The sequence below is a fragment of the Deferrisoma palaeochoriense genome (genome assembly GCF_054656955.1).
The window spans coordinates 1-26,543 of record NZ_BAAHXI010000056.1 but is presented as its reverse complement, the minus strand read 5'-3'; the positions used below and the strand labels follow the sequence as shown (position 1 = coordinate 26,543).

The following is a 26,543-nucleotide window of genomic DNA, read 5'->3' as shown; positions in this document are numbered from 1 at the left end:
CCCCCCCCCCCCCCCCCCCCCCCCCCCCCCCCCCCGGGTCCGGGGGGGGTGCTCTGGAGTTACCCCGAGGGGCTGGAGGAGCTCATCCGGGGGCTCGTGGCCGCCGTCGGGCCGGAGAGGGTCCGGACGGGGGCGGCGGCCGAGGCGCTGGAACGGAGGGGCGATACCTGGACGGTGCGGTTCCCCGACGGGACGGTGGCGGAGGCCGACGCCCTGGTGCTCGCGGTGCCGGCCTACGACGCGGCGCGGCTCGTGGGGCCCCTGGACGAGCGGCTGGCCGCTCTTCTTCAAGCGATCCCCTACGTGCCGGCGGCCGTGGTGTGCACCGGGTTCGGCCGGGAGGCCGTGCCCCACCCCCTGGACGGGTTCGGGTTCCTGATCCCCAAGTCCGAGGGCCGGCGGATCCTAGGATCCCTGTGGAGTTCCTCGATCTTCGCCCACCGGGCCCCCGACGGCCGGGTGCTCCTCACCCAGATCCTGGGAGGGGCACGGAACCCGGAGCTCGTGGGCCTGGGAGACGAGGAGCTCACCCGGGTGGTTCGGGAGGAACTTCGGATCACCCTCGGGATCGAGGCGGAGCCCGAGTTCGTGTGGATCCGGCGGTGGGAACGGGCCATCCCCCAGTATGTCGTGGGCCACGGGGAACGGCTCCGGGAGATCGAGGCCCGGGTGGAGGCCCTGGGGGGCGTGTACCTCGCCGGGAACGCCTTCTACGGCATCGGGGTGAACGACTGCACGGCCCGCGGCGAGGAGCTGGGGCCGCGGGTCGCGACGCAACTGGCAGCGGTCTGACATTCAACCCGGCGCCAATAGAGGCGCGCAATGGGGTGGCCAGGGCATGGGACCTGCCTCCGGCCGGGCGTGAGTGCGGCATCCGGCTTACGCTGCATCCGGCACTCAGCCGCGTGGGTGGAACCAGTTAAGAACTCTGGGCGTTTTTGCCGATTCGGTTGGGCGCAAGAGCCCCAGTCGTTGGCTGAGTGCCGGATGCAGCGACTGTAGGAGCCACGCCCGGCGCTCCAGCAGGCCCCATGCCCCTGACCGTGCCTATTTGGCCGCCGGAGCGATAACCCCGCCGGACGGGTTGCCGACCGGGGGGAGGATCCCCGCGTCCGGCAATCTTTTCGTCGGGATTCGGGATGGGAAACGGAGTCGCCCGGGACATGAGCGAATACGATCTGATCGTCGTGGGGGCCGGTCCGGCCGGGGTGAGCGCCGCGATCGAGGCGGCCCGGGGGGGGCTTCGGGTGGCGCTCCTCGAACGGGGGCCGTACCCGGGGGCCAAGAGCCTGATGGGCGGCGTGCTCTACACGGACGTGCTGGCGGAGCTCGTGCCCGACTTCCGGGAGCGGGGCGCGCCGCTGGAGCGGCACGTGGTGCGGCGGGGGCTTTCGGTGCTCTCGGTCGACGCCGAGATGAGCCTGGGGTTCCGGACGCGCCGGTGGGACGAGCCGCCCCACAACCACTCCTACACGGTGCTCCGGGCCCGGTTCGACCGGTGGTTCGCCGAAGTGGCCGAGGCCGAAGGGGTGGAGGTGGTGAGCGGGGTCGTGGTGGACCGGGTGGTGCGGGACGCCGACGGCCGGGTGGTGGGGGTTTCGGCCCGGATGCCCGAAGGGGAGGATCCGGAAGCGGGCATGCTCCAGGCGCCCCTGGTGATCCTGGCCGAGGGCGCGAACGCGCTCCTGGCCGAGGCCGAGGGGCTCCGGCCGCGGCCTTCGCCGAAGCACATGGCGCTCGGGATCAAGGAGACCCTGGGCCTTCCCCGCGCGGTGATCGAGGACCGGTTCGGGCTCGAGGGCGACCAGGGGGTGGCATGGGAGTACGTGGGGGATGCCACCGGGGGGCTCCGGGGGGCCGGGTTCGTGTACACGAACCGGGAGAGCCTTTCGGTGGGGCTCGTGGTGTTCGGGTCGGACCTCGCCGCCCAGGGGACGACCCCGGTCGATCTCCTCAACCGGTTCAAGGCCCACCCGGCCGTCGCCCCGCTGGTGCGAGGCGCCGAGCTTCTGGAGTACGGGGCCCATCTGCTGCCCGAGACGGGCTACGACCGGCTGCCGATCCTGTTCCGGGACGGGGTGCTCCTGGTCGGGGACGCGGCCGGGCTGGTGAGCACCTCCCCGAGCCACGAGGGGTCCAACTACGCGATGGCCTCGGGCCGGATGGCCGGGCAGACGGCGGTCGAGGCCCATCGGAAGGGGGATTTCTCGTCCGCAACCCTTTCCGGGTACCGCAGGCGGCTCGAGGTGAGCTTCGTGCTCCAGGACATGGCCCACTACCGCGCCTGGCCGGGGTTCCTGGAGCAAAACCCCCACGTGTTCACCCGGTGGCCGGCCGCGTTCGCGGAGATGGCCGAGGCGTGGCTCCGGGTGGGAGGGGGGCCACGGTCGGAGCGGGGGGCCGAGATCTGGGACCTGTTCCAGCGCCGCATCGGCATCTGGCCGTTTGCGACCACGGCCTTTCAGATGCGAAACGCCCTGCGGGTCCTCGGGTACGGGAAGACCGACAAGATCCTGGAATACCTGGCGAAGAACTGGTAGAGGCCGTTCGAGGACCGGAGGAGGGCGGCGGTGACGCGGCAATCGGAACGTCCCCCCACCGTGGAGGAGCGCCTGGCGGCCAACGAGGTTCGGCCCGACCGGGCATCCCATCTCGGGCTCGTGGACGAGGCGGCCTGCGCCCGGTGCGAGCGGCGCGAGTGCACCACGGTGTGCCCGGCCGGCACGTACCGGTGGAGCGAGGAGGCAGGCCGGCTCGTAATCAGCTTCGAGAACTGCCTCGAGTGCGGGGCTTGCCGCCTGGTGTGTCCCCACGCCAACATCTCGTGGCGGTACCCCATGGGCGGCATGGGAATCTGTTACCGGTACGGGTGACCGGGAGCCGATCGGGGCCGGACCGGGTCCTGCCCGCGGGCTCCGATCCGCCGCCCCCGGCGGCAAGGGCGCCGTGTCGCCGCGAGGAGTTCGCGGGGGGCCCACGAACCGCGAGGGCGGAAGCGCGAGGGGCCAGGCCTCCCGGCTTCCGCCGCCTCCCCGTTTTCCAGCCATCGAAGGAGGTCATCCATGGAGTTTCCCCGACTGAGGATGCGTCGGCTGCGCCGAAACGAGACCCTGCGCCGGATGGTGCGGGAAACCCTGCTCACCCCGGACGATTTCATCTACCCGCTGTTCGTGCGGGAGGGCACGGGGGTCCGGAACCCCATCGCCTCCATGCCCGGTCAGTTCCAATTGTCGGTGGACGAGGCGGTCAAGGATGCCCGCACGGCGTGGGACCTCGGCGTGCCGGCCGTGATTCTGTTCGGCATTCCCGACCACAAGGATGCCGTCGGGTCCGGGGCCTACGACGACGAGGGTGTCGTGCAGCGTGCGGTGCGCGCCCTCAAGGACGCCCTGCCCGATCTGTGCGTGATCACCGACGTGTGCCTGTGCGAGTACACCGACCACGGCCACTGCGGGGTGATCCGGGACGGCGACGTGGCCAACGACGAGACCCTGGACCTCCTGGTGCGCGAGGCCCTGAGCCACGCCCGCGCCGGTGCCGACATGGTGGCGCCCTCTGACATGATGGACGGCCGGGTGGGAGCCATCCGCTCGGCCCTCGACGCCGAGGGGTTCGGCGGTGTGCCGATCATGGCCTACGCGGCGAAGTTCGCCAGCACCTTCTACGGTCCGTTTCGGGACGCGGCCGAGTCGCCCCCCAAGTTCGGCGACCGGCGGTCGTACCAGATGGATCCGGCCAACGCCGAGGAGGCCCTGCGGGAGGTGGACCTCGATATCCGAGAGGGCGCCGACATCGTGATGGTGAAGCCGGCCCTGCCCTACCTCGATGTGATCCGCAAGGTGAAGGACACGTTCGGCTACCCCACGGCCGCCTACAACGTGAGCGGCGAGTACGCCATGGTGAAAGCCATGGAGCGCCTGGGATGGGGCGACGGGGCCGGGCTCATGATGGAAAGCCTGTTGAGCATCAAGCGAGCCGGGGCCGACATGATCCTGACCTATTTCGCGGTCGAGGCGGCCCGCCTGCTCCAGGGGTGATCGACCGGGCGGGCGCCGGCTGGCATCCGGGACTTCCGGGAGACGGGATTCGGAGCGAGGACGCCATGGGGCAGACGAAACGGTGGCGGCGGGAAGGCCGGCGGTTGAGGGGCCTGGGCCCCTTGGCTGCGGCGGTGGGGATCTGGATGGCGGTGGCGCCGCCGGCGTGGGCCGGCATCGCGGTGGCCCGGAGCGCCTTCTGCCGCGCGGTGGAGGCCCGGGAACCGGTGGGGGAGGCCACGGTGTTCCCGGCCGACGTGGGGGAGGTAACGTTCTTCACCCAGATCGTTGGTGCCGGAGAGGCGGACCAGGTGCTCCACGTCTGGATCTACGACGGCCGGGAGATGGCCATTGTCCCCCTCGATGTGGAGGGGCCGTCGTGGCGGACCTGGAGCACGAAGCGCATCCTCCCCGAGTGGAAGGGGGACTGGATCGTCGAGGTGCGCACCGTGGACGGGGAGGTCGTTCACGAGGCCCGCATGCGGATCGAGTAGCCCATGGCCCGCTACGTCTTGGTGGACGGCACGAACCTCCTGTACCGGGCCTACCACGCCATCCAGGGGCTCCGGACCTCGACCGGGTTGCCCACCCAGGCCGTGTACGGGTTGGCGACCATGGTCCTGAAGGCCCTTCGGGAACAGGATCCGGACGGCATCGCGGTGGTGTTCGATGCGCCCGGGCCCACCCAGCGCCACGCCGCCTACGCGGAGTACAAGGCGAACCGGGAGGAGACCCCGGAAGACCTCAAGCCCCAGATCCCTTACGCGTTGAAACTTCTGGAGGCCATGGGGGTGCCGGTGCTCCAGGTGCCGGGGGTCGAGGCCGACGACGTCCTGGGCACGCTGGCGACCCGGCTCGCTCGGGAGGGGCACGAGGTCTGGATCGTCACCGGGGACAAGGACTTCTGCCAGTTGGTCTCCGACCGGATCCGGCTCCTCGACACCATGCGCGACCGGGTCACCGACCCCGACGCGGTGCGGGAGCGCTTCGGTGTGGGGCCCGAGCGGATCGTGGATCTGCTCAGCCTCACCGGGGACACGATCGACAACGTGCCGGGCGTGCCGGGGATCGGGGTGAAAACGGCGGCCAAGTTGCTCAACGAGTACGGTTCCCTCGAGGGGGTGCTCGAGCACGTGGACGAGGTGGGAGGCAAGCGCGGCGCGGCGCTCCGGGAGAACCGGGACCGGGTGCTCGCCAACCGCGAGTTGGTCACCATCCAGACGGATCTCGACCTCGATGTGGCGCCGGAGTCGCTTCGACGCCGGGAGCCGGACCGGGCGGAGTTGGCGCGGCTCCTGCGGGAACTGGAGTTCCACCGGCTTCTGGACGAGTTCGGGCTTGCGGATCAGGGGGAGGCGCCGGCGGGGGCCTCCGAGGGGGGGCCAGGGCCCGAGCCTGAGGGGGAGTGGGTGGGGATCGTGGGCCCGGACGACGGGGAATGGGACCTCGCCGATGCCCGGGAGGCGCTGCGGGTGGGACCGGGCGCCATCCCCGACGAGTGGCGCCGGCGGCTCGAGGACCCGGACGTCCCGGTGGTGGGCCACGGGCTTAAGGAGGCCCGCCGGGAATTGGCCCGGCAAGGCGTCCGGCTCGAGGGCGTCCGGTTCGACACCGAGGTGGCGGCCTACCTGTTGGTTCCCGGGCGCCGGGCGTACCCCCTGGAGGATCTGGCCCGGAGCCGGGGGGTGCCGCTCGACGGCCGTCCGGGTGCGAAGGCCGCCGCGGCCCGCCGGCTCGCCGCCGTGCTGGGCGGGGAGTTGGAGGCGGCGGGTCTTCGCCGCCTGTACGAGGAGATCGAAAATCCCCTCATCCCGATCCTGGCCGACATGGAGGTGCGGGGGATCCGGGTGGATGTGGCCGCGCTGGAGGATCTGAGCCGGGAGTACGCCGAACGGCTCGAAAAGATCGAGGCGCGGATCTTCGAGGCCGCGGGCGAGCGGTTCAACCCCAACAGCCCCAAACAGCTCTCCCGGATCTTGTTCGAGAAGCTCAAGCTCCCCGTCATCAAGAAAACGGCCACCGGCTTCTCCACCGACGCCTCGGTGCTCGAGGAGTTGGCGGCGCTGCACCCCTTGCCCGCGCTCCTTTTGGAGTACCGGAGCCTCGCCAAGCTCAAATCGGGGTTCCTCGACGCCCTCCCGAAGCTCGTGGATCCGGAGGACGGCCGGATCCACACCACGTTCCACCAGACGGTCACGGCCACGGGCCGGCTGAGTTCCTCGAACCCCAATCTCCAGAACGTGCCGATCCGGGGAGAAGAGGGGCGCCGGATCCGGCAGGCGTTCGTGGCCGATCCGGGGCATCTCCTGGTGAGCGCCGACTACTCGCAGATCGAGCTTCGGATCCTGGCCCACCTCTCCGGAGATCCAACGCTTTTGGAGGTGTTCCGGACCGGGCGCGACGTCCACACCGAGACCGCGAGCCGGATCTTCGGGGTGCCGCCCGAAAGGGTGGACGAGCGCATGCGCCGGGAGGCCAAGACCGTGAACTTCGGCATCCTCTACGGCATGAGCCCGTTTGGCCTGGCCCGCCAGCTCGGGGTGACCCAGGAGACGGCGCGGAAGATGATCGAGGCGTATTTTCACCAGTTCGGGGCGGTGAAGGGGTTCCTGGACGGGCTGGTGGAGAAGGCGCGGAAGACCGGGTATGCCGAGACGCTTTTCGGCCGGCGCCGGCCGATCCCCGAGCTCCGCTCCCGCAACCGGGCCCAGAGGGAGTTCGGGGAGCGGCTCGCCGTGAACACCCCCATCCAGGGAACCGCGGCCGACCTCATCAAGGTGGCGATGATCCGCGCCGCGAGGGCGATCGGGGGGATGGACGGCCTGGGGTGGCTGCTCCTGCAGGTCCACGACGAGCTTGTGCTCGAGGCCCCCGAGGCCCGCGCCGAGGAGTGCGCCGACCGGGTACGGGAGGCCATGGAGGGGGCGGCCCAACTGGCCGTGCCGCTTCGGGTCGAGGTGGGGATCGGCCCCAACTGGGCCGAGGCCCATTGAGGCTGGGAGGCCGGGCGGTCGAGGCCCGGGACGCCCCCTGGGCCCTGCGAGGGGTCAGGGCGGTTCGCCCTTAGAGCACCTCGATGGGAGACGGGAAAAACGATTTGGCATGTTTACCCGGCGTCAATACAGGCGCGCAAGGAGATCGCGAGGGCATGGGGCCTGCTTCCGGCCGTGCGTGAGTGCGGCATCCGGCTCACGCTGCATCCGGCACTCAGCCGGATGGACGGAACGACTGAGGAACTCTGGGCGTTTTCGTCAGTCCGCTTGGCCGGAAGAGTGCCAGTCGTTGGCTGAGTGCCGGATGCAGCGAGTGTAGGAGCCACGCCCGGCGCTCCAGCAGGCCCCATGCCCCCGGCCGTGTCTATCTAGCCGCCGGAGTAATAAAACGGCTGGGCGGTCGGACGGGCGAGAAGTCTGGAACCGAAGGGCTTCAAGCCGTCTAGCCTCCCAGCTTCCTAGCCTGTACGGGAGCGAATCCGCCATGGGGGCGACCGGGATGTGCGTGGCGTGCGGAGAACGGGTGGAGGCCTACACCGTGGACCTGGGCGGGGTCACCGAGGTCCGGTGCCTGCGGTGCGGGCTTCCCTTGGAAGCCCGGCGCACGGCCCATGCCCCGGGGTTCCAGCGGGCCTTGGTGGCGGACGATGCGCGGTTTTTCCGGGAAGCCGTGGCGGAGTATCTCTCGTCCCGGCGGGTGGCCCGGGAGGTCGTGACGGCCCGGGACGGGGCCGAGGCCCTGGAGAGGGCGATCGAGGCCCTCCGGGGGCGCAGGCCCCTTGACCTCGTGATCCTCGATCTTCTGATGCCCCGGCTCAACGGGTTGCACGCGGGGGTGGCCATCCGGGCCGCGGAACGGGCGTTCGGGGCGCGGCCGGCGCCGGTGGTGTTCTTCTCGTCCCGGCGGATCGACGCCTCCCTGAAGCCGGTTCTGGAGGAACTCAAGCCGGCCTATTATGTCAACAAAGGTCCGGGCACGGCCGAGCTCCTGGGGGACCGCCTGGCCGAAGTTCTCCGCGTGGTGCAGCAGGGTTTCTCGCTTGACTTGCCCGGGGGCCGTGGGTAGCATGGCCGTGGGCTCGGAGGATGCCATGCAGTTGGAACAACTGAGCCTTTTGGAAGAGCGGTTGGAACGACTCGTGGAGTTGTTCGCACGGTTGACGGAGGAGAAGTCCGTCCTGGAGCGCAGCCTGGCGGAGAAGGACGAGCGGTTGCGCGCCTTGGAACGCGAGGTGGACGGTTTACGGCAGGAGCGGGATCTCATCCGAACGCGGGTGGCCCGCATGATCGAGACGATCGAGCGCCTCGAGGGGTTGGAGGCGCCCGAATCCGGAGTGACCGCGTGAACGCCCACCGGGTGGAGATTTTCGGGCAGGCGTACGGGCTTCGGTCCGAGGCACCCGAGGAGCACGTCCAGAAGGTGGCCCGGTTGGTGGACGCGCGGATGCGCGAGGTCGCAGCCCACACCCGGTCGGTTGCCACGGTGCAGATCGCCGTGCTGGCCGCCCTGGACTTGGCGAGCGACCTCTTGGAAGAACAAGAGAACCGGCGCAAACTCCTGGAAACCGTCGAGAGTCGGTGTGCCGAGATGATCCGGCGCATCGACAGCCGGGTTCCGCAGGCGAGCCCGGATGCCGAAGAAGAGGTGGTTCCCCTGCTGTGTTCGTGATTCCGACTGGAAGCTGTTGAGCCAACGCAACGGTAAAAGGGAGCCTTCCCTGGCCCCGGACCGAGCTCCCCCTCGCGGGGAACCGACGAAGGGACCACAGGGCACCCACCTTTCCATCCGAGGTTCAACCGAACCTTAAGGAACACGGCACAAGCGGGGGACTTGTTCCTCCTCGCCTTCCCGCACACGTTCCTCTCCGTCCCCGCTCCCGGGGAACTTCCCCCTGATGTGCCCCTCGAATTTCGCCGGCCCCCCGGGCCGCGCGTCGACCAAGGAGAGGACCGTCCGTGAACGCGATGATGTGGTGGGTCTGGCTGGCCGTGGCTGCCGCCGTGGCTCTGGCGGTGGGGTATGCCCTGGGCCACCGGCTGTGGCGCCGCAAGGAAGAGGACCGGGAGGCCCAGGCCCGGGCCGTGCTGGACGAGGCCCGGAAAGAAGCGGAGATCATCAAGAAGGAGGCCGCTCTCCGGGCCAAGGAGGAGGTGCTCGCCGAGAAGGCGCGACTCGAGCAGGAGGTGGAGGCCCGCAAGGCCGAGGTGGTCGCCCAGGAGCGCCGCCTCCAGCAGAAGGAGGAGAACCTCGAGAAAAAGGAGGAGGGACTCCAGCGGCGCGAGACCCGCCTCGAGGAACGGGAAGGCCAGTTGGAGCAGCGCAGCCGGGAGGTGGAGTCTTGGGCTCGCGAGGTGGAGGAGAAGCGGGCCGAGGTGCTCCGGACCCTGGAGAGGGTGGCCGGCTTGAGCGCCGAGGAGGCCAAGGAGCAGCTCAAGGCCACGCTCCTGAGCGAGGCCCGCCACGAGGCCGCCAAACAGATCCGGGAGATCGAGGAAGAGGCCCGAAAAACGGCGGACAACAAGGCCAAGGAGATCATCAGCCTGGCCATCCAGCGCTACGCGGGGGAATACGTGGCCGAGCGCACGGTCACGGCCGTGCAGTTGCCCAGCGACGAGATGAAGGGCCGGATCATCGGCCGCGAAGGACGAAACATCCGGGCTATCGAGGCCGCCACCGGGGTGGACCTGATCGTGGACGACACGCCGGAGACTGTGCTTCTTTCGGGGTACAACCCCGTGCGGCGGGAGGTGGCCCGGATCGCGCTGGAGCGCCTGATCGCGGACGGCCGGATCCACCCGGCCCGGATCGAGGAGGTCGTCAAAAAGGTCGCCAAGGAGGTGGAGCGCGAGATCCGGGAGGCCGGGGAGCAGGCGACCTTCGACGTGGGGGTCCACGGCATCCATCCGGAGATCGTGAACCTGCTGGGACGCCTCAAGTTCCGGTCCTCGTTCGCCCAGAACGTGCTCACCCACTCCCTCGAGGTTGCGTTCCTGTGCGGGATCATGGCCTCGGAGCTCGGGATCAACGTGAAGAAGGCCAAGCGGGCGGGGCTTCTGCACGACATCGGCAAGGCCGTGGACCACGAGGTCGAGGGCTCCCACGCGGCCATCGGGGCGGATCTCGCCCGGAAATACGGCGAGGCACCCGATATCGTGCACGCGATCGCGGCCCACCACGACGAGGTCAAGCCGGAGACCGTGCTCGCGGTCCTGGTGCAGGCCGCCGACGCCCTTTCGGCCGCCCGGCCAGGGGCGCGGCGGGAGATGCTGGAGTCGTACGTCAAGCGCCTCGAGGACCTGGAGCGGATCGCGACCGGATTCGACGGCGTGGCCAAGTCCTACGCCATCCAGGCGGGCCGGGAGATCCGGATCATTGTGGACTCCGAGAGGGTGGACGACGACCGGGCCACGCTTCTGGCCAAGGATGTGGCCCGCAAGGTGGAGTCGGAACTCTCCTACCCGGGGCAGATCAAGGTCACGGTGATCCGGGAGACCCGCGCCGTGGACTACGCGAAATAGGGCGCGGCGAAAGCCCTTGCGGGGGCGCCCGCCCCATTCCCCTGGTTCCTCGCGCCGGTGCGGGGGCCGGGGGTTTTTGCCCAGGGACCAGACGTGCTATGTACTCCGGCGACCCCGCCCCCGGGCCAGCGCCACGGAAAGGAACCAAGGGATGGAAGACCGCCACGAAAACCCGCTCATCGCCCAGCGACTCCAGAAGCTCGAGGAGTTCCGGAAGCTGGGCATCAACCCCTATCCCAACGACTTTCGCCCCACCCACACGGCAGCCGAGATCTTCCGGGAGCACGGGGACAAGGCCGCCGAAACCCTCAAGGAGATGGGGGGTGAGTTCCGGGTGGCGGGCCGGATCATGGCGTGGCGGTCCTTCGGGAAGGCCACGTTCGTAAAGATCCAGGACCGTTCGGGGCAGATCCAACTGCTCGTGCAAAAGGGGGTCGTTGGCGCCGAGACCTACGCCTGGTTCCGAAAGCTCGACGTGGGGGATTTCCTGGGCGCGGCGGGGCCGCTCATGCGCACCCGGACGGGAGAGCTCACCGTGGAGGCCCGGGAGGTGCGCCTCCTGGCCAAGAGCCTGCGGCCCCTGCCGGAGAAGTGGCACGGGCTGACCGACAAGGAGACCCGGTACCGGCAGCGCTACGTGGACCTCATCATGAACCCCCAGGTGCGCGAGACGTTCCTGCGGCGCAGCCGGATCATCCAACTGGTCCGGGAGTTCCTGGTGAGCCGGGGGTTCGTGGAGATGGAAACCCCCATGATGCAGCCGATCCCCGGCGGCGCCACGGCCCGGCCCTTCGTGACCCACCACAACGCCCTGGACATGACCCTGTACCTGCGGGTGGCCCCCGAGCTGTACCTGAAGCGCCTCGTGGTGGGCGGGTTCGAGCGGGTGTTCGAGATCAACCGGAATTTCCGCAACGAGGGGCTGTCGAACCAGCACAACCCCGAGTTCACCATGGTCGAGTTCTACCAGGCCTACGCCACCTACGAGGACCTCATGGACCTCACGGAGGAGCTCTTCGTGCACGTGGCCGAGGTCCTGAACGGCTCCACCCGCCTCGTCTACCAGGGGGAGGAGATCGATCTCACCCCGCCCTGGCCCCGGCTCACGGTGCGGGAGGCGGTGATGAAGCACGCCGGTCTCACCGAGGCCGAGGTGGACGATCCGGAAGTGCTTGCGGCCTTCGCCCGGAGCCGGGGGCTCGAGGTGGCCGGCATGCCCCACGGCAAGGTGCTCGCCGAGGTGTTCGAGGAGGTGGCCGAGCCCCATCTGGTGCAGCCCACCTTCGTCACCCAGTACCCGGTGGAGGTTTCCCCCCTCTCGCGCCGGAACGAGAGGGACCCGCGGTTCGTGGACCGGTTCGAGCTCTACATCGCCCGCCGGGAGATCGCCAACGCCTTCAGCGAGCTCAACGACCCCATCGACCAGCTCGAGCGGTTTCGGGAGCAGGCCGCGCAGAGGGCCCAGGGCGACGAGGAGGCCCACCGGATCGACGAGGACTTCGTGCGGGCCCTGGAGTACGGGATGCCCCCCACGGCCGGGGAGGGGATCGGGATCGACCGCATGGTGATGCTGTTCACCGACAGCCCCTCGATCCGCGACGTGATTCTGTTTCCCCACATGCGGCCGGAAGCCTGAGGGGCCGCGGACGGCGCGAGCGACCATGGGACCGGGAGCCAAACAGGCCGAACTGCCCCTGGAGCTCTGGGTGGCGCTCCGGTACCTGAGGGGCCGCCGCCGGGAGCGGTTCATCTCGCTCATCACCTGGATCAGCGTGGGCGGGGTGGCGGTCGGGGTAACGGCCCTCATCGTGGTGCTCTCGGTCATGACCGGGTTCGAGCGGGACCTGCGGGATAAGATCCTCGGGGCGAACGCCCACGTGGTGGTGTACCCGATGGGGGGCGGCCTGGCCGACTACCGGCGGATGACCGAGCGGGTGCGCTCGGTCGAGGGGGTCGTGGCCGCGACCCCTTTCGTAACGGGCCAGGTCATGCTCGTGTACGGGGGCACGGTGACGGGGGCGCTCCTTCGGGGCGTGGACCCCACCACCGCCGCCCAGGCCACGGATCTGGGGCGGTTCCTGGTGGAAGGGAGCCTGGAGGACCTGGCCGAGGGGGGCGCCGGCGTGATCCTCGGGCGGGAGCTCGCGCGCAACCTGGGCATCCGGGTGGGGGACGCGGTCCAGCTCGTCACCCCCACCGGGGGCCTCACGCCGTTGGGGGTCATCCCCCGGATCCGGGCGTTTCGGGTGAGGGGGCTTTTCGCCTCGGGCATGTACGAGTACGACACCGGCATCGTGATCACCTCGCTTGAGGAAGCCCAGGACTTTCTGCGGATGGGCGACGCGGTGAGCGGGATCGAAGTGCGGCTGGCCGACCTCTACACGGCCCGGGAGGCGGCCCGAAGGATCGAGCAGGCCCTGGGGCCGGGGGTGTGGGCCCGCGACTGGATGGAGATGAACCGGAACCTGTTCAGCGCCCTGAAGCTCGAAAAGACCGCCATGTTCATCATCCTGGCGCTCATCGTGGTGGTGGCGGCCTTCAACATCGCGGCGACCCTGATCATGGTGGTCCTCGAGAAATCCCGGGAGATCGGGGTGCTGAAATCCATGGGCGCCACGGCCCGGATGATCCGGCGGATCTTCGTGGCCGAGGGCATGGTGATCGGGGGGCTGGGAACCGCCCTGGGGCTCCTGGGCGGGTGGGGGCTTTGTGCCCTGCTCGCCCGGTACCGGTTCATCCGGTTGCCGAGCGACGTGTACTATATCGACACCCTCCCGGTGGTGATGGAACCGGAGGTGTTCGCGGCGGTGGCCCTGTGCGCGCTGGCCCTGTGCTTCCTCGCCACCCTCTACCCGTCGTGGCAGGCGGCCCGTCTCGACCCGGTGGAGATCCTGCGGTACGAATGACCGGAGACCCATGGCCCTGTTCTTCCGGCGCGGCAAGAAGGACGACAAGGCCCAGGCCGACGCCCTCTTTACCAAGGGGCGGTGGGCGGAGGCGCTCACCGCCTACGAGAAGGTGCTCGGGAAGGAGCCGGGCAACCTCGCCGTGCTGCGCCGGGTGGCCGATCTCCGGGCGAAGCTGGGCCGGACCCGGGAGGCCGCGGAGGCCTACCGGGAGCTCGCAGACCGGTACGCCCAGGGCGGGTTCCTCATGCAGGCCATCGCCGCCTACAAGATCCTGGAACGGTGCGACCCGGGGGCCGAGGACGTGGGCGCGAGGCTCGCGGAGCTCTACGCCCAGCGGGGCATCACCCGGTCCGAAGGGACCCGGGACCGGCCGCTGCCCAAGATCCCGCTGTTCTCCGACCTGGACCCCGAGGCCTTTCGCAAGGTGCTCCAGAAAACGGTGCCCCGGAACCTGACGATGGGGGAGGTTCTGTTTCGCCAGGGAGATCCGGGGGACTCGATCTTCGTGGTGACCCAGGGGGTCGTGCGGGTGGAGCGGGAGGGCACGGTGCTGGCCGAGCTGGGGGAGGGGACGTTCCTGGGGGAGGCCGCGTTTTTCAGCCACCAGCCCCGCAACGCCGACGTGGTGGCCGTGACTCCGGCCGAACTCCTGGAGATCCGACGCCGGGACATGGAGGAGCTCATCGACCGCCATCCCGGCGTGGCCGACGCCCTCCACGCCTTCTACCGGGAGCGGGTCCTGGACGGGGTGCTCGCGGCCTCGGAGGTGTTCCGGGGGCTTCCGCCGGACGCCCGTAAGGAGCTCGCGCGCCGGTTCGAGGTGGTGCGGGTGGACGCCGGGGACGACGTGGTCCGAGAGGGTGAAGACGACCGCGCGGTCTACGTGGTCAAGCGGGGAAGGTTCCGGGTCTGGACCGTGCCGCCGGGGCGAACGGAGCCCCTGGAGCTCGCCACGCTCGGGCCGGGCGACCTGTTCGGCGAGGTGGCGCTGGTGAGCCAGACCCCGCGTACGGCCACGGTGACGGCCGAGGAGGAGGGGGAGGTGCTCCGGGCCGGGGCCGAGGTGCTCGAGCCGGTGCTCGGCCGGCACCCCGAGGTGCGCCGGGCCCTGGAGCGGCTGCGGGACGAGCGGGCCCGGTCCACCGTGGCCCGGGTGCTCGGGAAGCGGTGATGGAACCGGTGCTCCGGGCCGAGGCCCTCGAAAAGTCCTACCCCCAGCCCGGGGGGGAGCTTCGGGTGCTCAAGGGCATCGACCTCGCGGTGGAGCCCGGGATCCGCATGGCGGTGGTGGGGCCGTCGGGCGCCGGAAAATCGACCCTGCTCCATCTCCTGGGGGGGCTTGACCGCCCCAGCGGAGGGCGGGTCTGGTTCGGCCGGGAGGATCTCTTCGCCCGCTCGGACCTGGAACTGGCCCGGTTCCGGAACCGGTACGTCGGGTTCGTGTTCCAGTTCCATCACCTCTTGCCGGAGTTCACGGCGGTGGAAAACGTGGCGTTCCCGGCGCGGATCGCCGGTACGCCCCGCCGGGAGGCCGAGGCCCGGGCTCGGGAGCTCTTGGAACAGGTGGGTCTGGCCGACCGGGCCCACCACCGCCCCGGCGAGCTCTCGGGCGGCGAGCAGCAGCGGGTGGCCATCGCCCGGGCCCTCGTCTGCGAACCCCGGGTTCTGCTGGCCGACGAGCCCACCGGAAACCTGGATCACAACACAGGAGAGGCCGTGCACGACCTACTCGTGGAGTGGAACCGGCGCACGGGGGTGGCGCTCGTGGTGGTGACCCACAACCCGGAGTTGGCCCGGCGCATGGACCGGGTGGTGACCCTGGTCGACGGCCGGATCGCCTCGGTGGAAAGGAACGGACCGTGAGGCTCCGGGTGTGGCTGGTAGCCGTGATCCTGTGGGCCGCGCTCTTCGCCTCCGGGGCCCGGGCGGCCGAGGAGGTGCGGGAGGTGCGGGTCCGGGGGAACCTGCGGATCGAGGAGGGACTGATCCTCCAGCGGGTCGGGAGCCGGGCCGGCGCCCCTCTGGACCCCGACCAGGTGGGCGAGGACGTCCGGGCCATCTACGGCCTGGGGTACTTCGAGGACGTGGTGGCCGAGTTCGAGGACGGGGTGCTCGCCTTCCTCGTTCGGGAGCGGCCGGCGCTGCGGGGGTGGAAGGTGGAGGGCGCCGAGCACCTCGACCCCGAGGATTGGAAGGAGAGGATCACCCTACGGCCCCGGGCGATCCTTCTGGACGCCGACGTGGCCCGGGCCGAGGAGGCCCTTCGTGCCCTGTACCGGGAAAAGGGGTACTACCTGGCCGAGGTGACCCACGAGATCGTGCCCGTGGACGACGGCAAAAACCACGTGGACCTGGTGCTCCGGGTCCGGGAGGGAGAGAAGGTCAAGCTCAAGCGGCTGAACCTGGCGGGGGTCGCGAAGGCCGACGAGGAGGACCTGCGGAAGTACCTCACCCTCCGGCCAGCCGGGGCCTGGTCGTGGCTCACGGGCTCGGGCACGTTCCAGGAGACCGACCTGGAGCGGGACCGGGAGATGATCCGGGCCTACTACCTGAACCACGGGTTCGCCGAGGCCGAGGTTCTGGATCCCCTGGTCAGCCTAACCCCGGACCGGCGGTGGATCGTGGTGGACGTGCCGGTGCGGGAGGGGGAGACGTACACCTTCGGTGAGATCACCTTCTCGGGGGATCTGGAGTTCCCGGAGGAGGAGCTCGCGCGCTCGGCCGGCATCGAAGAGGGGGGCCTCTTCCGCAGCGAGGACCTGCGGCGGGCCTACCAGCGGCTCACCGACCTCTACGCCGATCTGGGCTACGCGTTCGCCGACGTGAACCCCCGGACTCGGGTGGACCCGGAGGGCGGGAAGGTGCACGTGGAGTTCCAGATCCACAAGGGCGACCGGGTCCGGATCGGCCGGATCGAGGTCAAGGGGAACACGAAGACCCGCGACCGGGTGGTGCGCCGGGAGATGCGGCTCGCGGAGGGGGACCTCTACAACGCCACGGCGCTCCGCAAAAGCGAGCGGGCGATCCAGCGGCTGGGGTTCTTCGAGAAGGTGCACCTGGCGACCCAGCGCCGGCCCGGAACCGACCGGGTGGACGTCACGGTCGAGGTCGAGGAGAAGCCCACCGGGGCCTTTAGCTTCGGGGCGGGGTACTCCTCGGTGGACAAGATCATCGGCATGGCGAACGTGAGCCAGCGGAACTTCCTCGGGCTGGGGTACCAGCTCGCCCTCCAGGCCAACTTCGGCTCGACCCGCGAGACCTACAGCTTCACGTTCAACAACCCCCGGGTGTTCGACACCGAGTGGTACTTCGGGTTCGACGCGTACAAATCGATCCGGTCGTACACCGACTACGACAAATACTCCCTGGGCGGGGACCTCAAGCTGGGCACCAGCCTCACCGAGGAATGGAAGCTCCGGGGCATCTACCGGCTCGAGGAGGCCGAGGTGAAAAACGTAAGCGACACGGCTTCCAGCACCATCCGGGACCAGATCGGCACCACGGTGACCTCGTCGCTCACGGGCCTTCTCATCTACGACACGGTGGACAACCCCTGGGAGCCCCATTCGGGCACCCGGGCCGAGTGGAGCCTGGAGTGGGCCGGCGGGCTCCTGGGCGGGGACGCCGCCTTTCTCAAGTACGGGTTCGACACGTCCCACTACCAGCCCCTGTGGTGGAACCACGTGTTCCACGTGCACGGCCGGGCCGGGTTCGTGCACTCCCTTCTCGGCCGCGACATCCCGGTGTACGAGCGCTACTACCTGGGGGGCATCAACAGCCTGCGGGGGTTCGACAGCCGCAGCATCGGTCCCCGCGACCCGGAGACCGGCGACGTGATCGGGGGCGACAAGGAGGTGCTCTTCAACGTGGAGTACCTGTTCCCCCTGATCGAGGAGGCGAAGCTCCGGGGCGTGATCTTCTACGACGCCGGAAACGCCTGGGACGAAGGGGAGGCGTTCTTCGAGACGGGGCTCCGCCAGTCGGCCGGGGCCGGGGTCCGGTGGTTCAGCCCCATGGGCCCCCTGCGGCTCGAGTGGGGCTACGTGCTCGACCGAAAACCCGGCGAGGACAACGCCCAGTGGGAGTTCACCATCGGCGGGTTCTTCTGAGCCCGGGGGCGCTCGGGCCACCACGAAGGGCACGGAGAACAGGCAGATTCTGGACAGGGGGCTCGGGTACCAGAGGAGGGCGGGGGATCGGTTCCTGCCGGGGGCGAACAGGGCCTCCCAGCTTCCGAGCTTCCCAGCCTTCCAGCATGAAAAGGAGGAACCGATGAGACGTTGCGTTGCGATCGGAGGCCTGTTTCTGGCGGCGTTTTTCCTGGCCCTGCCCGTTCGCGCGGCCGAACCGGTGAAGGTGGCGGTGGTGGACCTGCAGCGCTGCCTGAACGAGTCGCGCATGGGCAAGAAGTACAAGGCCGAGTTCACGGCCGAGGCCGACCGCCGCAAGGCCGAGCTCGAGAAGGAAGAGGCGGACTTGAAGGCCCTCAGGGAGGAACTCGAAAAGCAGGGCCTCGTCCTCTCCGAGACCGCCCGGGCCGAGAAAGAGCGCGAGTACAAGGAGCGGCTCGAGGCGTTCAAGGCCAAGTTCCAGGAGAGCCAGCAGGCTCTCCAGCGAAAGGACCAGGAGCTCACCCGTCGGATCCTCAAGGATCTCCAGGAGGTCGTGCGCAAGCTCGGGGAGACCGAGGGGTACACCCTGATCCTCGAGCGCCAGGAGGCCGGCGTTCTCTTCGCCCCGAAGGCCATCGACATCACCGACGAGGTGATCCGCCGGTACGACGCCGGCGTGCCGGCAGAGTAGGCGGGGGACGCTGGGCATGAAGCTCTCCGAACTGGCGGAGAAGATCGGGGCCGAACTCCGGGGCGACCCCGGGGCCGAGGTCCTGCGGGTCTCCACCCTCGACCGGGCCGGGCCGGGGGAGGTCACGTTCCTCTCCAATCCCAAGTACCGGTCGCTTCTCGCGTCCACCCGGGCCACGGCCGTGATCGTGGGCCCGAACGACGCGGTGGAGGGGCCGGCGCTTCTGGTCACGGAGAACCCGTACCTGGCCTTTGCCCGGGCCGTGGCGCTCCTGCACCCCCGGCACCGGCCGGCCGCCGGGATAGAGCCGGGAGCCTTCGTGCACCCCGAGGCCCGGCTGGGCGAGGGGGTGGCCGTGATGGCGGGGGCCTACGTGGATGCCGGGGCCGAGGTGGGGAACGACTCGGTGCTCTACCCCGGCGTGTACGTGGGACGGGGAGCCCGCGTGGGCCGCGACTGTACGCTCTACCCCAACGCCGTGGTGCGGGAGGACTGCGTCCTGGGTGACCGGGTGGTGCTCCAGCCGGGCGCCGTGGTGGGCTCGGACGGGTACGGGTACGCGCGGGACGGCCACCGCCACGTGCCGATCCCCCAGGTGGGCATCGTGGTCCTGGAGGACGACGTGGAGGTGGGGGCCAACACCGCGATCGACCGGGCCGCCCTCGGGGAGACCCGGATCGGCCGGGGCACCAAGATCGACAACCTGGTCCAGATCGGCCACAACGTGCGGGTGGGGGAGGACTGCCTGATCGTGGCCCAGGTGGGGGTGAGCGGCTCGACCCGGATCGGGAACCGGGTGGTGCTGGCCGGCCAGGTGGGCGTGGCCGGCCATCTGACCGTGGGCGACGGGGCCATGGTGGGCGCCCAGTCGGGCATCGGTTCCGACGTGCCCCCGGGGGCCGTGGTGTCCGGGAGCCCCGCCATCCCCCACGGGGAGTGGCTCCGGGCCCAGGCCGTGGTGAAGCGGTTGCCGGAGATGCGCCGGGAGCTCAAGGCGCTGGAGCGGCGGTTGGCCGAACTGGAGGCCCGGCTCGGCGACGACGGGACGTAAGGGTCATTCGCCCCCTCGGGGGCCGTTGGTCGGGGAGACGCCATGATCGACATCCAAAGGATTCTGACCTGCCTGCCCCACCGGTATCCGTTCCTTCTCGTGGACCGGGTGGTGGAGCTCGTGCCGGGGGAGCGGATCGAGGCGCTCAAGAACGTCACCGTGAACGAGCCGTTTTTCCCGGGCCACTTTCCGGGCCGGCCGATCATGCCGGGGGTCCTGATCGTCGAGGCCCTGGCCCAGGCCGGCGGGATCCTCGCCCTCCACACGACCCGGGAGTGCACCGAGGGCAAGCTCATGCTGTTCCGGGGCATCGACCGGGTGCGGTTCCGGCGGCCCGTGACCCCCGGGGACCAACTGCGGCTCCACGTGCGGGTGGAGAAGCAGCGCCGGGGGTTCTGGAGCTTCGAGGCCGAGGCCCGGGTGGACGGCGAGGTGGCCACCGAGGCCCACCTCTCGGCCGTGATCACGGAGGAAAAGGGGGAGTGATCGGGGGCTGGGAGGCCAGGAAGCTAGGAAGCTACGAGGCGGAGCGCTTTCGTCGCCCAGCGACACAGCGACGCCCAGACCGGAACCCGGGGCTCCGATTCCGGTTCCCGACAAGAGGTTTGTTTTCAAAGGATTCCACGGGGAAGTCGGGATCCACGGGGGGTGAGCCTCCCAGCTTCCTAGCCTTCCAGCTTTTCGGCTTCCCCGCTGTTCCGTGAGGAGATCCACATGAATATCGACCCGAGGGCCGTGGTGGCCGAGGGGGCCCAGATCGCCGAGGGCGTCGAGATCGGCCCGTTTGCCGTGATCGGGCCCAACGTGCGGATCGACAGGGGCACCACCATCGGGGCCCACGCCGTGGTGGACGGATGGACCACGATCGGCGAGGGCTGCCGGGTGTTCCCCTTCGCCTCGGTGGGCACGATCCCCCAGGACCTCAAATACGCGGGCGAGGAGGCCCGGCTCGAGATCGGCGACCGGACCGTGATCCGGGAGTTCACCACCCTGAACATCGGCACGGCCGGCGGGGGCGGGGTGACCCGGATCGGCTCGGACTGCCTCCTCATGGCCTACGCCCACGTGGCCCACGACTGCCAGCTCGGCGACCACGTGATCCTCGCGAACTCGGTGAACCTGGCGGGGCACGTGACCGTGGAGGACTGGGCGATCATCGGCGGGCTCTCGGCCGTGCACCAGTTCGTGCGGATCGGGGCCCACGCCTTCATCGGCGGGTGTTCGGCGATCACCCTCGACGTGCCGCCGTTCGTCTCGGCCGCCGGGAACCGGGCGAAGCTCTTCGGCCTCAACCTCACCGGGCTCAAGCGCCGGGGGTTTTCGGACGAGAGCCTCAAGGCCCTGCGCCGGGCCTACCGCACGGTGTTTCAGTCGAACCTGACCCTGCAGAAGGCCCTGGCGGAGATCCGGGCCGGGGACGACTTCCGGGTGCCCGAGGTCCGGCGGTTCGTGGAGTTCCTGGAACGCTCCGAACGGGGAGTCACGCGGTGACCACGGAACGCATCGCGCTGATCGCGGGGGCGGGGGAGTTCCCCCGGCTGTTCGTGCGGGAGGCCCGGAAACACGGCGTCGAGCCGGTGGTGGTGGCCCTCCGGGAGGAGGCGGACCCGGCCATCGAGGCCGAGGCGGGCGAGGTCCACTGGATGCCCCTCGGGAAGGTGGGCAAGCTCCTGCGGCTCCTGGCCCGGGAGAGGGTCACCCGGGCCGTGGTGGCGGGGAAGGTGCACAAGACCCGGATCTTCAAGGACTTTCGGCCCGATGTGAAGGCCCTGACCCTGCTGTGGGGGCTCCGGGACCGCAAGGACGACACCATCATGGAGAAGGTGGCCGAGGTTCTCGCGGCCGAGGGGATCGAACTCATCCCCCAGACCACCTTCATGGAGGAGTACCTGCCGGGGCCGGGGGTGTTCACGAAGCGCGAGCCCACGGCCGGGGAGCGCGAGGACATCCGGTTCGGTGCCGAGATCGCCCGGGCCATGGGGGGGCTCGACATCGGCCAGACCGTCGTGGTGAAGCGGGGCGCCGTCCTGGCCGTGGAGGCGATCGAGGGCACCGACCAGGCGATCCGCCGGGGCGGGAGCCTCGGGAACGGCGATGTGGTGGTGGTCAAGGTGGCCAAGCCCAACCAGGACCTTCGGTTCGACGTGCCGGCCGTGGGGCTCGAGACCGTGTACGCCTGCCTCGAGGCCCGGGCCCGGGTGCTCGCGATCGAGGGGGGAAAGACCTTCTTCTTCCAACGGGACGAGGCGGTGGCCCTGGCCGACCGCCACCAGTTGACGATCGTTGCGTTCTGAACCGGTTCTCGCCCTCTCGGCCGGGGAGGCCTCCGGTGACCTCCACGCGGGAAACCTGCTGGCGGCCCTGCGGGAGCGGCTGCCGGTGCGGGCCTGGGCCATGGGGGGGCCGCGGCTCGCCCGGGCCGGGGCCGAGGTGGTGGTGCCCTTCGAGGCCGTGGCGGCCATGGGGCTTTTGGAGGCCGTGGGGAAGCTGCCGGCCCTCGCTCGCTCCCGCCGGATCCTGCGGGAGCGGCTGCGCACCGACCGCCCGGCCGCCTTCGTCCCGGTGGACTTCGGCGGGTTCAACCTGGCGCTGGCGGCCGAGGCCCGGGCCCTCGGGATCCCGGTGCTCTACTACATCCCCCCCAAGGTCTGGGCCTGGGGGGGGTGGCGGGTGCGAAAACTCCGCCAACGGGTGGACGAGGCCCTGGTCGTCCTTCCCTTCGAGGAGCGCTACCTCGCCGAGCGGGGCGTGCGGGCCGCCTACGTGGGGTCGCCGGTGGCCGACCACGTGGCCGGCCGGCGCTGGCGGCCCGAGCCGGGACGGGTGGGGCTCCTTCCCGGGAGCCGGCGGGGGGAGATCACCCGGATCTGGCCCCTTCTTCGGGAGGTGGCGGCGCGGCTCCGGCGGGAACGGCCGCTTCGGTTCGAGGTGCCGCTGGCGCCCGGGGTGGACCGGGACTGGTTCGAGGGGGCCGACGGCGTGGAGTTCACCGATGACGCCCTTTCGGTGATGGAGCGAAGCGAGCTCGTCGTGGCGGCCTCGGGTACGGCGGCCCTGGAGTGCGCCCTCGTAGGCGTGCCCACGGTGGTGGTGTACCGCGTGAACCCCCTGACCTACCTCCTGGGGCGGCTCCTCGTGCGGGTTCCCCACGTCTCCCTTCCCAACCTGATCGCGGGCCGGGAGGTGGTGCCCGAGTTCATCCAGCGGCCGGCGGCTGAGGTGGCCGCAGCGGCCCTCGGCCTCCTGGGCGATCGGGGGGCTCGGGAGGCGATGCTCCGGGGCCTCGACGAGGTGCGCGCAGCCGTGGGCGCACCCGGCGCGGCCGGTCGGGCCGCCGACCGGATCGCCCGGTTCCTGGAGGAGCGGCCGTGAGCCGCCGACCCCTGAGCCCCCCGAAGGGCCTTCGCGGCCCCGACGACCTTCGATCCTGGCGGCTCCTCAAGGCCCTGGGCCGGTACTTCCGGCCCCACTGGCACCGGATCGCCTTCTCGTTCCTGTGCATGGCGGTGGTGGGCGCATCGGCCGGGGCCACGGCCTGGCTCGTGAAACCGGTTCTCGACGACATCTTCATCCACCACGACGCCTTCAAGCTCAAGGTCCTGCCGCTTGCCGTGCTCGCCCTCTACGCCGTGAAGGGGGTGTGCCGGTACCTCCAGTCGTACACCATGCGCTGGGTGGGGGAGACCGTGATCCTCGCCATGCGCGACGACATGCTCACCCACCTCCAGTACCGGGAGTTCGCGTTCCACGAGAAAAACCCCACCGGCGCCCTGATCGCCCGGGTCACGAGCGACGTGGGGCTCATGCAGCGGGCCATCCCCGACCTGATCCAGCTCCTGCGGCAGGTGGTGACCGCCGCGGGCCTCATGGTGGTCCTGTTCACCCGGGATCCCCGGCTCGCCTCGATCGCCCTGGTGGTAGCCCCCCTTGCCGCCCTGCCCATGAAGCGCATCAGTAAGCTCGTGCGCCGGTACACCCGCAAGGGCCAGGAGCGGGTCGGCGATCTCTCCAACGTGCTCCAGGAATCCTTTTCCGGGATCGAGGTGGTCAAGTCCTTCGGGTGCGAGGAGCGGCAGATCGAGCGGTTCCACCACGAGGGCGAGCGGCTCCGGCGGGTGAGCCTCAAGCGGGCCCGCCTCAACGAGGCGACGGCCCCGCTCCTCGAGTTCCTGGGCGCGGTGGCGGCCGCGGCCATCATCTGGTACGGCGGGAGCCGGGTGCTGGCCGGGGCGTCCACCCCGGGGGAGTTCTTCAGCTTCCTCACGGCGCTCTTTATGCTCTACGACCCCCTCAAACGCGCCGGAAGCCTCAACAACTCGGTCCAGACGGCTCTGGCCGCGGCCGAGCGGGTGTTCGGCGTGATGGCCGAGCCCCTGCCGCCCTGCGAGCGGGGCGGGGACGTGGAGCTCGAGCCGCCCGTGGACGAGGTGGAGTACGAGGGGGTGCGGTTCGCCTACGATCCGGCCAAGGGCGAGGTGATCCGGGGGGTGAGCTTCCGGGCCCGACGGGGCCAGGTGGTGGCCCTGGTGGGGGCGAGCGGGTCGGGGAAATCCACGCTCCTGAAGCTCCTGCCGCGGTTCTACGACCCCACGGCCGGGGCGATCCGGATCAACGGCCGGGACATCCGGGAGTACACGATCGAGAGCCTGCGCCGGGCCATCGCCGTGGTCACCCAGAACACATTCCTGTTCAACGACACGGTGCGCCAGAACCTCCTGGTGGGCCAGCCCACCGCGACGGACGAGGAGGTCGAGGCCGCGGCCCGGGCCGCCCACGCCCACGCGTTCATCCAGGCCCTGCCCCAGGGCTACGACACCGTGGTGGGGGAGCGGGGGGATCTCCTGAGCGGGGGCCAGAAGCAGCGGCTCGCCATCGCCCGGGCCATCCTGAAGGACGCCCCGATCCTGATCCTCGACGAGGCCACGAGCGCCCTGGATTCCGAGTCGGAGGCCGAGGTCCAGGCGGCCATGGAGGCCCTCATGGCCCACCGCACGACCTTTGTGATCGCCCACCGGCTCTCCACCGTGCGCCACGCCGACCTCATCCTGGTGCTCCGGGACGGCGAGGTGGTGGAGCGCGGCACCCACGACGAGCTCCTGGCCCGGGGGGGAGAGTACGCCCGGCTGTGCCGGCTCCAGTTTGGGGGGGAGGGGGGGTGAGCCCCCGGCTCCTGCGGTGGTCCGTGGCCGCCGGCGCGGCGTACCTGCGGCTGGTGGGCCGGACCACGAGGTACCGGGTCACGGGGTTCGACCGGGCCGAACGGCTCCGGCGGGAGGGCCCGGTGGTGTGGGCCTTCTGGCACAACCGGCTCCTGGGCCCGCTGTTGCCCTACGCCGGCCAGGGGGTGGGGGTGGTGATCAGCCGGAGCGCGGACGGCGAGTTGATCAGCCGGATCGTGGAGCGGTTCGGGTACGTGCCGATCCGGGGGTCGTCGTCCCGCGGGGGGGCGGCGGCCCTGCGGGGCGTGCTGCGGCATCTCGCGGCCGGCGGCGACGTGGCCCTCACGCCCGACGGCCCCCGGGGACCCCGGTACCGGGTGCAGCCGGGCGCGGCCGCGGCCGCCATGCGCTCGGGGGTACCCCTGATCCCAGTGGGTGCGGCGTTCACTCGGCGGTGGGCCGCCCCCTCCTGGGACCGGTTCCAGGTGCCCCTGCCCTTCGGCCGGGCCGAGATCGTGCTGGGGCCGCCCCTGCGGTTCGGCCGGGGCGAGGACCTGGTCGAGGTGTGCGAGGAGATCCGCCGGGCGCTCGACCGGGCCACGGCCCGGGCCGATGCCCGGGTGGGGTGGGTGCCGCCGTGACCGGGCTCGTGTGGCTCTACCGGGTGCTCGGCACGGCCGGCCTCGCGGCCGCCGCCCCGGTGCTCGCCCTCAAGGCCCGGCGGGATCCCCGGTTTCGCACGGGCTGGTTCGAGCGCTTGGGTCTTGGGGTCGAGGAGCCCCGGAGGGCCGTCTGGGTCCACGGCGCAAGCGTGGGGGAACTCCGGGCCGCGGCGCCCCTGGTGCGGGCCCTGGGGGAGCGGGGGCTGCGGCTCCTTGTCACGGCCACGAGCCCGGCCGGGGCCCAGGTGGCCCGGGAGCTCGCGGCCGGTCGCGGCGCGGGACGGCTCCTGCCCCTGGATCCCCTGCCCTGGCTTGGGGCGCGGGTGGCCCGGCTTCGGCCCCGGGCCTTGGTGCTCGTGGAGACCGAACTCTGGCCCGGGCTTCTCCACGCGGCCCGGGGCCAGGGGGTTCCGCTCCTCCTCGTGAACGCCCGGCTCTCGGACCGGGCGTTTCCCCGGTACCGGCGGGTGCGGCCGCTCCTTCGGCCCGTGCTGGGATGGTTCCGGCGGATCCAGGCCCAGTCGGCCGAGCACGCCCGGCGGTTCGCCGAACTGGGGGCCCCGGCCGACCGGCTCGAGGTGGGGGGGAATCTCAAGTTCGACCTGGCCGAGCCCGACCCGGACCACCCCGGGACCCGGGCCCTGCGGGCCGCCCGGCAGGCCGGTTGGGCCGTGGTGGTGGCGGGCTCGACCCACCCCGGCGAGGTCGGGCCCCTGGCCCGGGCCATCGCGGCCCTTGGGGCCCGGGGCCTTCGGCCGGGGCTCGTGGTGGCCCCGCGGCACCTCGAGCGCATCGGCGCGGCCGAGGAGGAGCTCCGGGCCGCCGGGTTCCGGCCGGTCCGGTGGGCCGCGTCCGAGGCCTCGGGCCGCTCCGCGGCCGACGCCTTCGCCGCGGGGGAGGCCCTGGTGGTGGACCGGATGGGGTGGCTCTCCGCCCTCTACGGGGGCGCCGCGGCGGCGTTCGTGGGCGGCACCCTCGTGCCGGTGGGGGGCCACAACCCCCTCGAGGCCCTCGTGTGGGGGATCCCGGTGGTCGTCGGCCCCCACACCGGGAACATCCGGGACCTTCTGGCCGAGCTCCGGCCCGAGGGGCTCTGCGCCGAGGTGGGGGACCCCGCCGGACTCGAGGGGGCCCTGGCCGCGGTGCTGGCGGACGCCGAGGAGGCCGTCCGGGTGCGCGAGGCGGCCCGGGGGCTCTTCGCCCGAAACCGCGGGGCCACGGCCCGGGCCCTGGAGGCCGTGTGGGAGGCGATCGGTGATCCGCACTAATACCTTCACACGTATTGCCCGAGGCGGGTGGGGGACTGGTTCCGGCCGGGCGCGAGTGCGGCACCCGATCGCCGCGCCTTTCCATGCCGTTGTCGGCTTGGCAGGGCGGGGCGGCGGTGGCGGACGTTCCGGATCTTTCAAA

Annotated in this window: 23 protein-coding genes, 1 other RNA gene and 1 pseudogene; all 25 read left to right on the top strand. The window is 70.8% G+C overall.

Annotation, left to right across the window (positions count from 1 at the left end):
- Nucleotides 1-792: protoporphyrinogen oxidase (gene hemG, locus ACYQ8L_RS14235; RefSeq protein WP_459942472.1), on the top strand; the 792-nt coding region annotated here is incomplete at its 5' end.
- Nucleotides 793-1,163: 371 nt separating this feature from the next.
- Nucleotides 1,164-2,540, top strand: a complete 1,377-nt coding sequence (locus ACYQ8L_RS14230; protein ID WP_459942471.1) for an FAD-dependent oxidoreductase — start codon at nt 1,164-1,166, stop codon at nt 2,538-2,540.
- A 30-nt stretch (nt 2,541-2,570) separates the two neighbouring features.
- Nucleotides 2,571-2,873 (top strand): ferredoxin family protein, encoded by a 303-nt coding sequence (locus ACYQ8L_RS14225; protein WP_459942470.1) that lies wholly within the window; start codon nt 2,571-2,573, stop codon nt 2,871-2,873.
- Nucleotides 2,874-3,062: 189 nt separating this feature from the next.
- Nucleotides 3,063-4,037 carry a porphobilinogen synthase gene (gene hemB / locus ACYQ8L_RS14220; RefSeq protein WP_459942469.1) on the top strand — a complete coding sequence of 325 codons (975 nt, stop codon included), beginning with the start codon at nt 3,063-3,065 and terminating at the stop codon, nt 4,035-4,037.
- 65 nt (nt 4,038-4,102) lie between these two features.
- On the top strand, nt 4,103-4,531 hold the full coding sequence (locus tag ACYQ8L_RS14215) for a DUF2914 domain-containing protein (RefSeq protein ID WP_459942468.1): 429 nt from the start codon (nt 4,103-4,105) through the stop codon (nt 4,529-4,531).
- Between the two features lie 3 nt (nt 4,532-4,534).
- A complete protein-coding gene (gene polA / locus ACYQ8L_RS14210) occupies nt 4,535-7,030 on the top strand; it encodes a DNA polymerase I (protein WP_459942467.1) in 2,496 nt (831 codons plus the stop codon).
- Between the two features lie 484 nt (nt 7,031-7,514).
- Nucleotides 7,515-8,096, top strand: coding sequence for a response regulator (locus ACYQ8L_RS14205; RefSeq protein WP_459942466.1), 582 nt, complete (start codon nt 7,515-7,517; stop codon nt 8,094-8,096).
- 25 nt (nt 8,097-8,121) lie between these two features.
- Nucleotides 8,122-8,376 carry a cell division protein ZapB gene (locus tag ACYQ8L_RS14200; RefSeq protein WP_459942465.1) on the top strand — a complete coding sequence of 85 codons (255 nt, stop codon included), beginning with the start codon at nt 8,122-8,124 and terminating at the stop codon, nt 8,374-8,376.
- A pseudogene (locus ACYQ8L_RS14195) lies at nt 8,373-8,621 on the top strand (cell division protein ZapA); the annotation flags it as partial. The gene ACYQ8L_RS14200 and the pseudogene ACYQ8L_RS14195, both read left to right, overlap by 4 nt.
- A 57-nt stretch (nt 8,622-8,678) precedes the next feature.
- Nucleotides 8,679-8,863, top strand: a non-coding RNA gene (ssrS, locus tag ACYQ8L_RS14190) — 6S RNA.
- A gap of 135 nt (nt 8,864-8,998) precedes the next feature.
- A complete protein-coding gene (gene rny, locus ACYQ8L_RS14185) occupies nt 8,999-10,549 on the top strand; it encodes a ribonuclease Y (RefSeq protein WP_459942473.1) in 1,551 nt (516 codons plus the stop codon).
- A 151-nt stretch (nt 10,550-10,700) separates the two neighbouring features.
- Nucleotides 10,701-12,185: a lysine--tRNA ligase gene (gene lysS / locus ACYQ8L_RS14180; RefSeq protein ID WP_459942464.1), complete on the top strand. Its 1,485-nt coding sequence runs from the start codon at nt 10,701-10,703 to the stop codon at nt 12,183-12,185.
- 25 nt (nt 12,186-12,210) lie between these two features.
- Nucleotides 12,211-13,455 (top strand): lipoprotein-releasing ABC transporter permease subunit, encoded by a 1,245-nt coding sequence (locus tag ACYQ8L_RS14175; protein ID WP_459942463.1) that lies wholly within the window; start codon nt 12,211-12,213, stop codon nt 13,453-13,455.
- A gap of 10 nt (nt 13,456-13,465) precedes the next feature.
- The gene (locus ACYQ8L_RS14170; RefSeq protein WP_459942462.1) at nt 13,466-14,629 is read left to right on the top strand and encodes a cyclic nucleotide-binding domain-containing protein; all 1,164 of its coding nucleotides are present in this window, start codon (nt 13,466-13,468) and stop codon (nt 14,627-14,629) included.
- Nucleotides 14,629-15,321, top strand: coding sequence for an ABC transporter ATP-binding protein (locus tag ACYQ8L_RS14165; RefSeq protein WP_459942461.1), 693 nt, complete (start codon nt 14,629-14,631; stop codon nt 15,319-15,321). Before ACYQ8L_RS14170 ends, ACYQ8L_RS14165 begins: the two co-directional genes overlap by 1 nt.
- Nucleotides 15,318-17,567, top strand: a complete 2,250-nt coding sequence (gene bamA / locus ACYQ8L_RS14160) for an outer membrane protein assembly factor BamA (protein WP_459942460.1) — start codon at nt 15,318-15,320, stop codon at nt 17,565-17,567. The genes ACYQ8L_RS14165 and bamA overlap by 4 nt, the downstream gene beginning before the upstream one ends.
- A 163-nt stretch (nt 17,568-17,730) precedes the next feature.
- Nucleotides 17,731-18,261: an OmpH/Skp family outer membrane protein gene (locus ACYQ8L_RS14155; RefSeq protein WP_459942459.1), complete on the top strand. Its 531-nt coding sequence runs from the start codon at nt 17,731-17,733 to the stop codon at nt 18,259-18,261.
- A gap of 16 nt (nt 18,262-18,277) precedes the next feature.
- Nucleotides 18,278-19,312, top strand: a complete 1,035-nt coding sequence (lpxD, locus tag ACYQ8L_RS14150) for a UDP-3-O-(3-hydroxymyristoyl)glucosamine N-acyltransferase (RefSeq protein WP_459942458.1) — start codon at nt 18,278-18,280, stop codon at nt 19,310-19,312.
- A 42-nt stretch (nt 19,313-19,354) separates the two neighbouring features.
- Nucleotides 19,355-19,798 (top strand): 3-hydroxyacyl-ACP dehydratase FabZ, encoded by a 444-nt coding sequence (fabZ, locus tag ACYQ8L_RS14145; RefSeq protein WP_459942457.1) that lies wholly within the window; start codon nt 19,355-19,357, stop codon nt 19,796-19,798.
- 228 nt (nt 19,799-20,026) lie between these two features.
- The gene (lpxA, locus tag ACYQ8L_RS14140; protein WP_459942456.1) at nt 20,027-20,803 is read left to right on the top strand and encodes an acyl-ACP--UDP-N-acetylglucosamine O-acyltransferase; all 777 of its coding nucleotides are present in this window, start codon (nt 20,027-20,029) and stop codon (nt 20,801-20,803) included.
- Nucleotides 20,800-21,606 carry an LpxI family protein gene (locus tag ACYQ8L_RS14135; RefSeq protein ID WP_459942455.1) on the top strand — a complete coding sequence of 269 codons (807 nt, stop codon included), beginning with the start codon at nt 20,800-20,802 and terminating at the stop codon, nt 21,604-21,606. The genes lpxA and ACYQ8L_RS14135 overlap by 4 nt, the downstream gene beginning before the upstream one ends.
- Entirely contained in the window at nt 21,596-22,684 is a 1,089-nt protein-coding gene (gene lpxB / locus ACYQ8L_RS14130; protein ID WP_459942454.1) for a lipid-A-disaccharide synthase, read from the top strand. Before ACYQ8L_RS14135 ends, lpxB begins: the two co-directional genes overlap by 11 nt.
- The gene (locus tag ACYQ8L_RS14125; protein ID WP_459942453.1) at nt 22,681-24,471 is read left to right on the top strand and encodes an ABC transporter ATP-binding protein; all 1,791 of its coding nucleotides are present in this window, start codon (nt 22,681-22,683) and stop codon (nt 24,469-24,471) included. The genes lpxB and ACYQ8L_RS14125 overlap by 4 nt, the downstream gene beginning before the upstream one ends.
- Nucleotides 24,468-25,112, top strand: coding sequence for a lysophospholipid acyltransferase family protein (locus ACYQ8L_RS14120; protein WP_459942452.1), 645 nt, complete (start codon nt 24,468-24,470; stop codon nt 25,110-25,112). Before ACYQ8L_RS14125 ends, ACYQ8L_RS14120 begins: the two co-directional genes overlap by 4 nt.
- Nucleotides 25,109-26,401, top strand: coding sequence for a 3-deoxy-D-manno-octulosonic acid transferase (locus ACYQ8L_RS14115; RefSeq protein WP_459942451.1), 1,293 nt, complete (start codon nt 25,109-25,111; stop codon nt 26,399-26,401). The genes ACYQ8L_RS14120 and ACYQ8L_RS14115 overlap by 4 nt, the downstream gene beginning before the upstream one ends.
- Nucleotides 26,402-26,543: the final 142 nt, after the last annotated feature.

What these genes read in the sequence shown, in the direction of transcription:
- ACYQ8L_RS14175 (WP_459942463.1), top strand. Translation starts at nt 12,211, where the DNA reads ATGGGACCGGGAGCCAAACAGGCCGAACTGCCCCTGGAGCTCTGGGTG.
- ACYQ8L_RS14170 (WP_459942462.1), top strand. Translation starts at nt 13,466, where the DNA reads ATGGCCCTGTTCTTCCGGCGCGGCAAGAAGGACGACAAGGCCCAGGCC.
- lpxD (WP_459942458.1), top strand. Translation starts at nt 18,278, where the DNA reads ATGAAGCTCTCCGAACTGGCGGAGAAGATCGGGGCCGAACTCCGGGGC.
- ACYQ8L_RS14165 (WP_459942461.1), top strand. Translation starts at nt 14,629, where the DNA reads ATGGAACCGGTGCTCCGGGCCGAGGCCCTCGAAAAGTCCTACCCCCAG.
- rny (WP_459942473.1), top strand. Translation starts at nt 8,999, where the DNA reads ATGTGGTGGGTCTGGCTGGCCGTGGCTGCCGCCGTGGCTCTGGCGGTG.
- ACYQ8L_RS14230 (WP_459942471.1), top strand. Translation starts at nt 1,164, where the DNA reads ATGAGCGAATACGATCTGATCGTCGTGGGGGCCGGTCCGGCCGGGGTG.
- lysS (WP_459942464.1), top strand. Translation starts at nt 10,701, where the DNA reads ATGGAAGACCGCCACGAAAACCCGCTCATCGCCCAGCGACTCCAGAAG.
- ACYQ8L_RS14205 (WP_459942466.1), top strand. Translation starts at nt 7,515, where the DNA reads ATGGGGGCGACCGGGATGTGCGTGGCGTGCGGAGAACGGGTGGAGGCC.
- ACYQ8L_RS14215 (WP_459942468.1), top strand. Translation starts at nt 4,103, where the DNA reads ATGGGGCAGACGAAACGGTGGCGGCGGGAAGGCCGGCGGTTGAGGGGC.
- ACYQ8L_RS14200 (WP_459942465.1), top strand. Translation starts at nt 8,122, where the DNA reads ATGCAGTTGGAACAACTGAGCCTTTTGGAAGAGCGGTTGGAACGACTC.
- fabZ (WP_459942457.1), top strand. Translation starts at nt 19,355, where the DNA reads ATGATCGACATCCAAAGGATTCTGACCTGCCTGCCCCACCGGTATCCG.
- ACYQ8L_RS14155 (WP_459942459.1), top strand. Translation starts at nt 17,731, where the DNA reads ATGAGACGTTGCGTTGCGATCGGAGGCCTGTTTCTGGCGGCGTTTTTC.
- hemB (WP_459942469.1), top strand. Translation starts at nt 3,063, where the DNA reads ATGGAGTTTCCCCGACTGAGGATGCGTCGGCTGCGCCGAAACGAGACC.
- polA (WP_459942467.1), top strand. Translation starts at nt 4,535, where the DNA reads ATGGCCCGCTACGTCTTGGTGGACGGCACGAACCTCCTGTACCGGGCC.
- lpxA (WP_459942456.1), top strand. Translation starts at nt 20,027, where the DNA reads ATGAATATCGACCCGAGGGCCGTGGTGGCCGAGGGGGCCCAGATCGCC.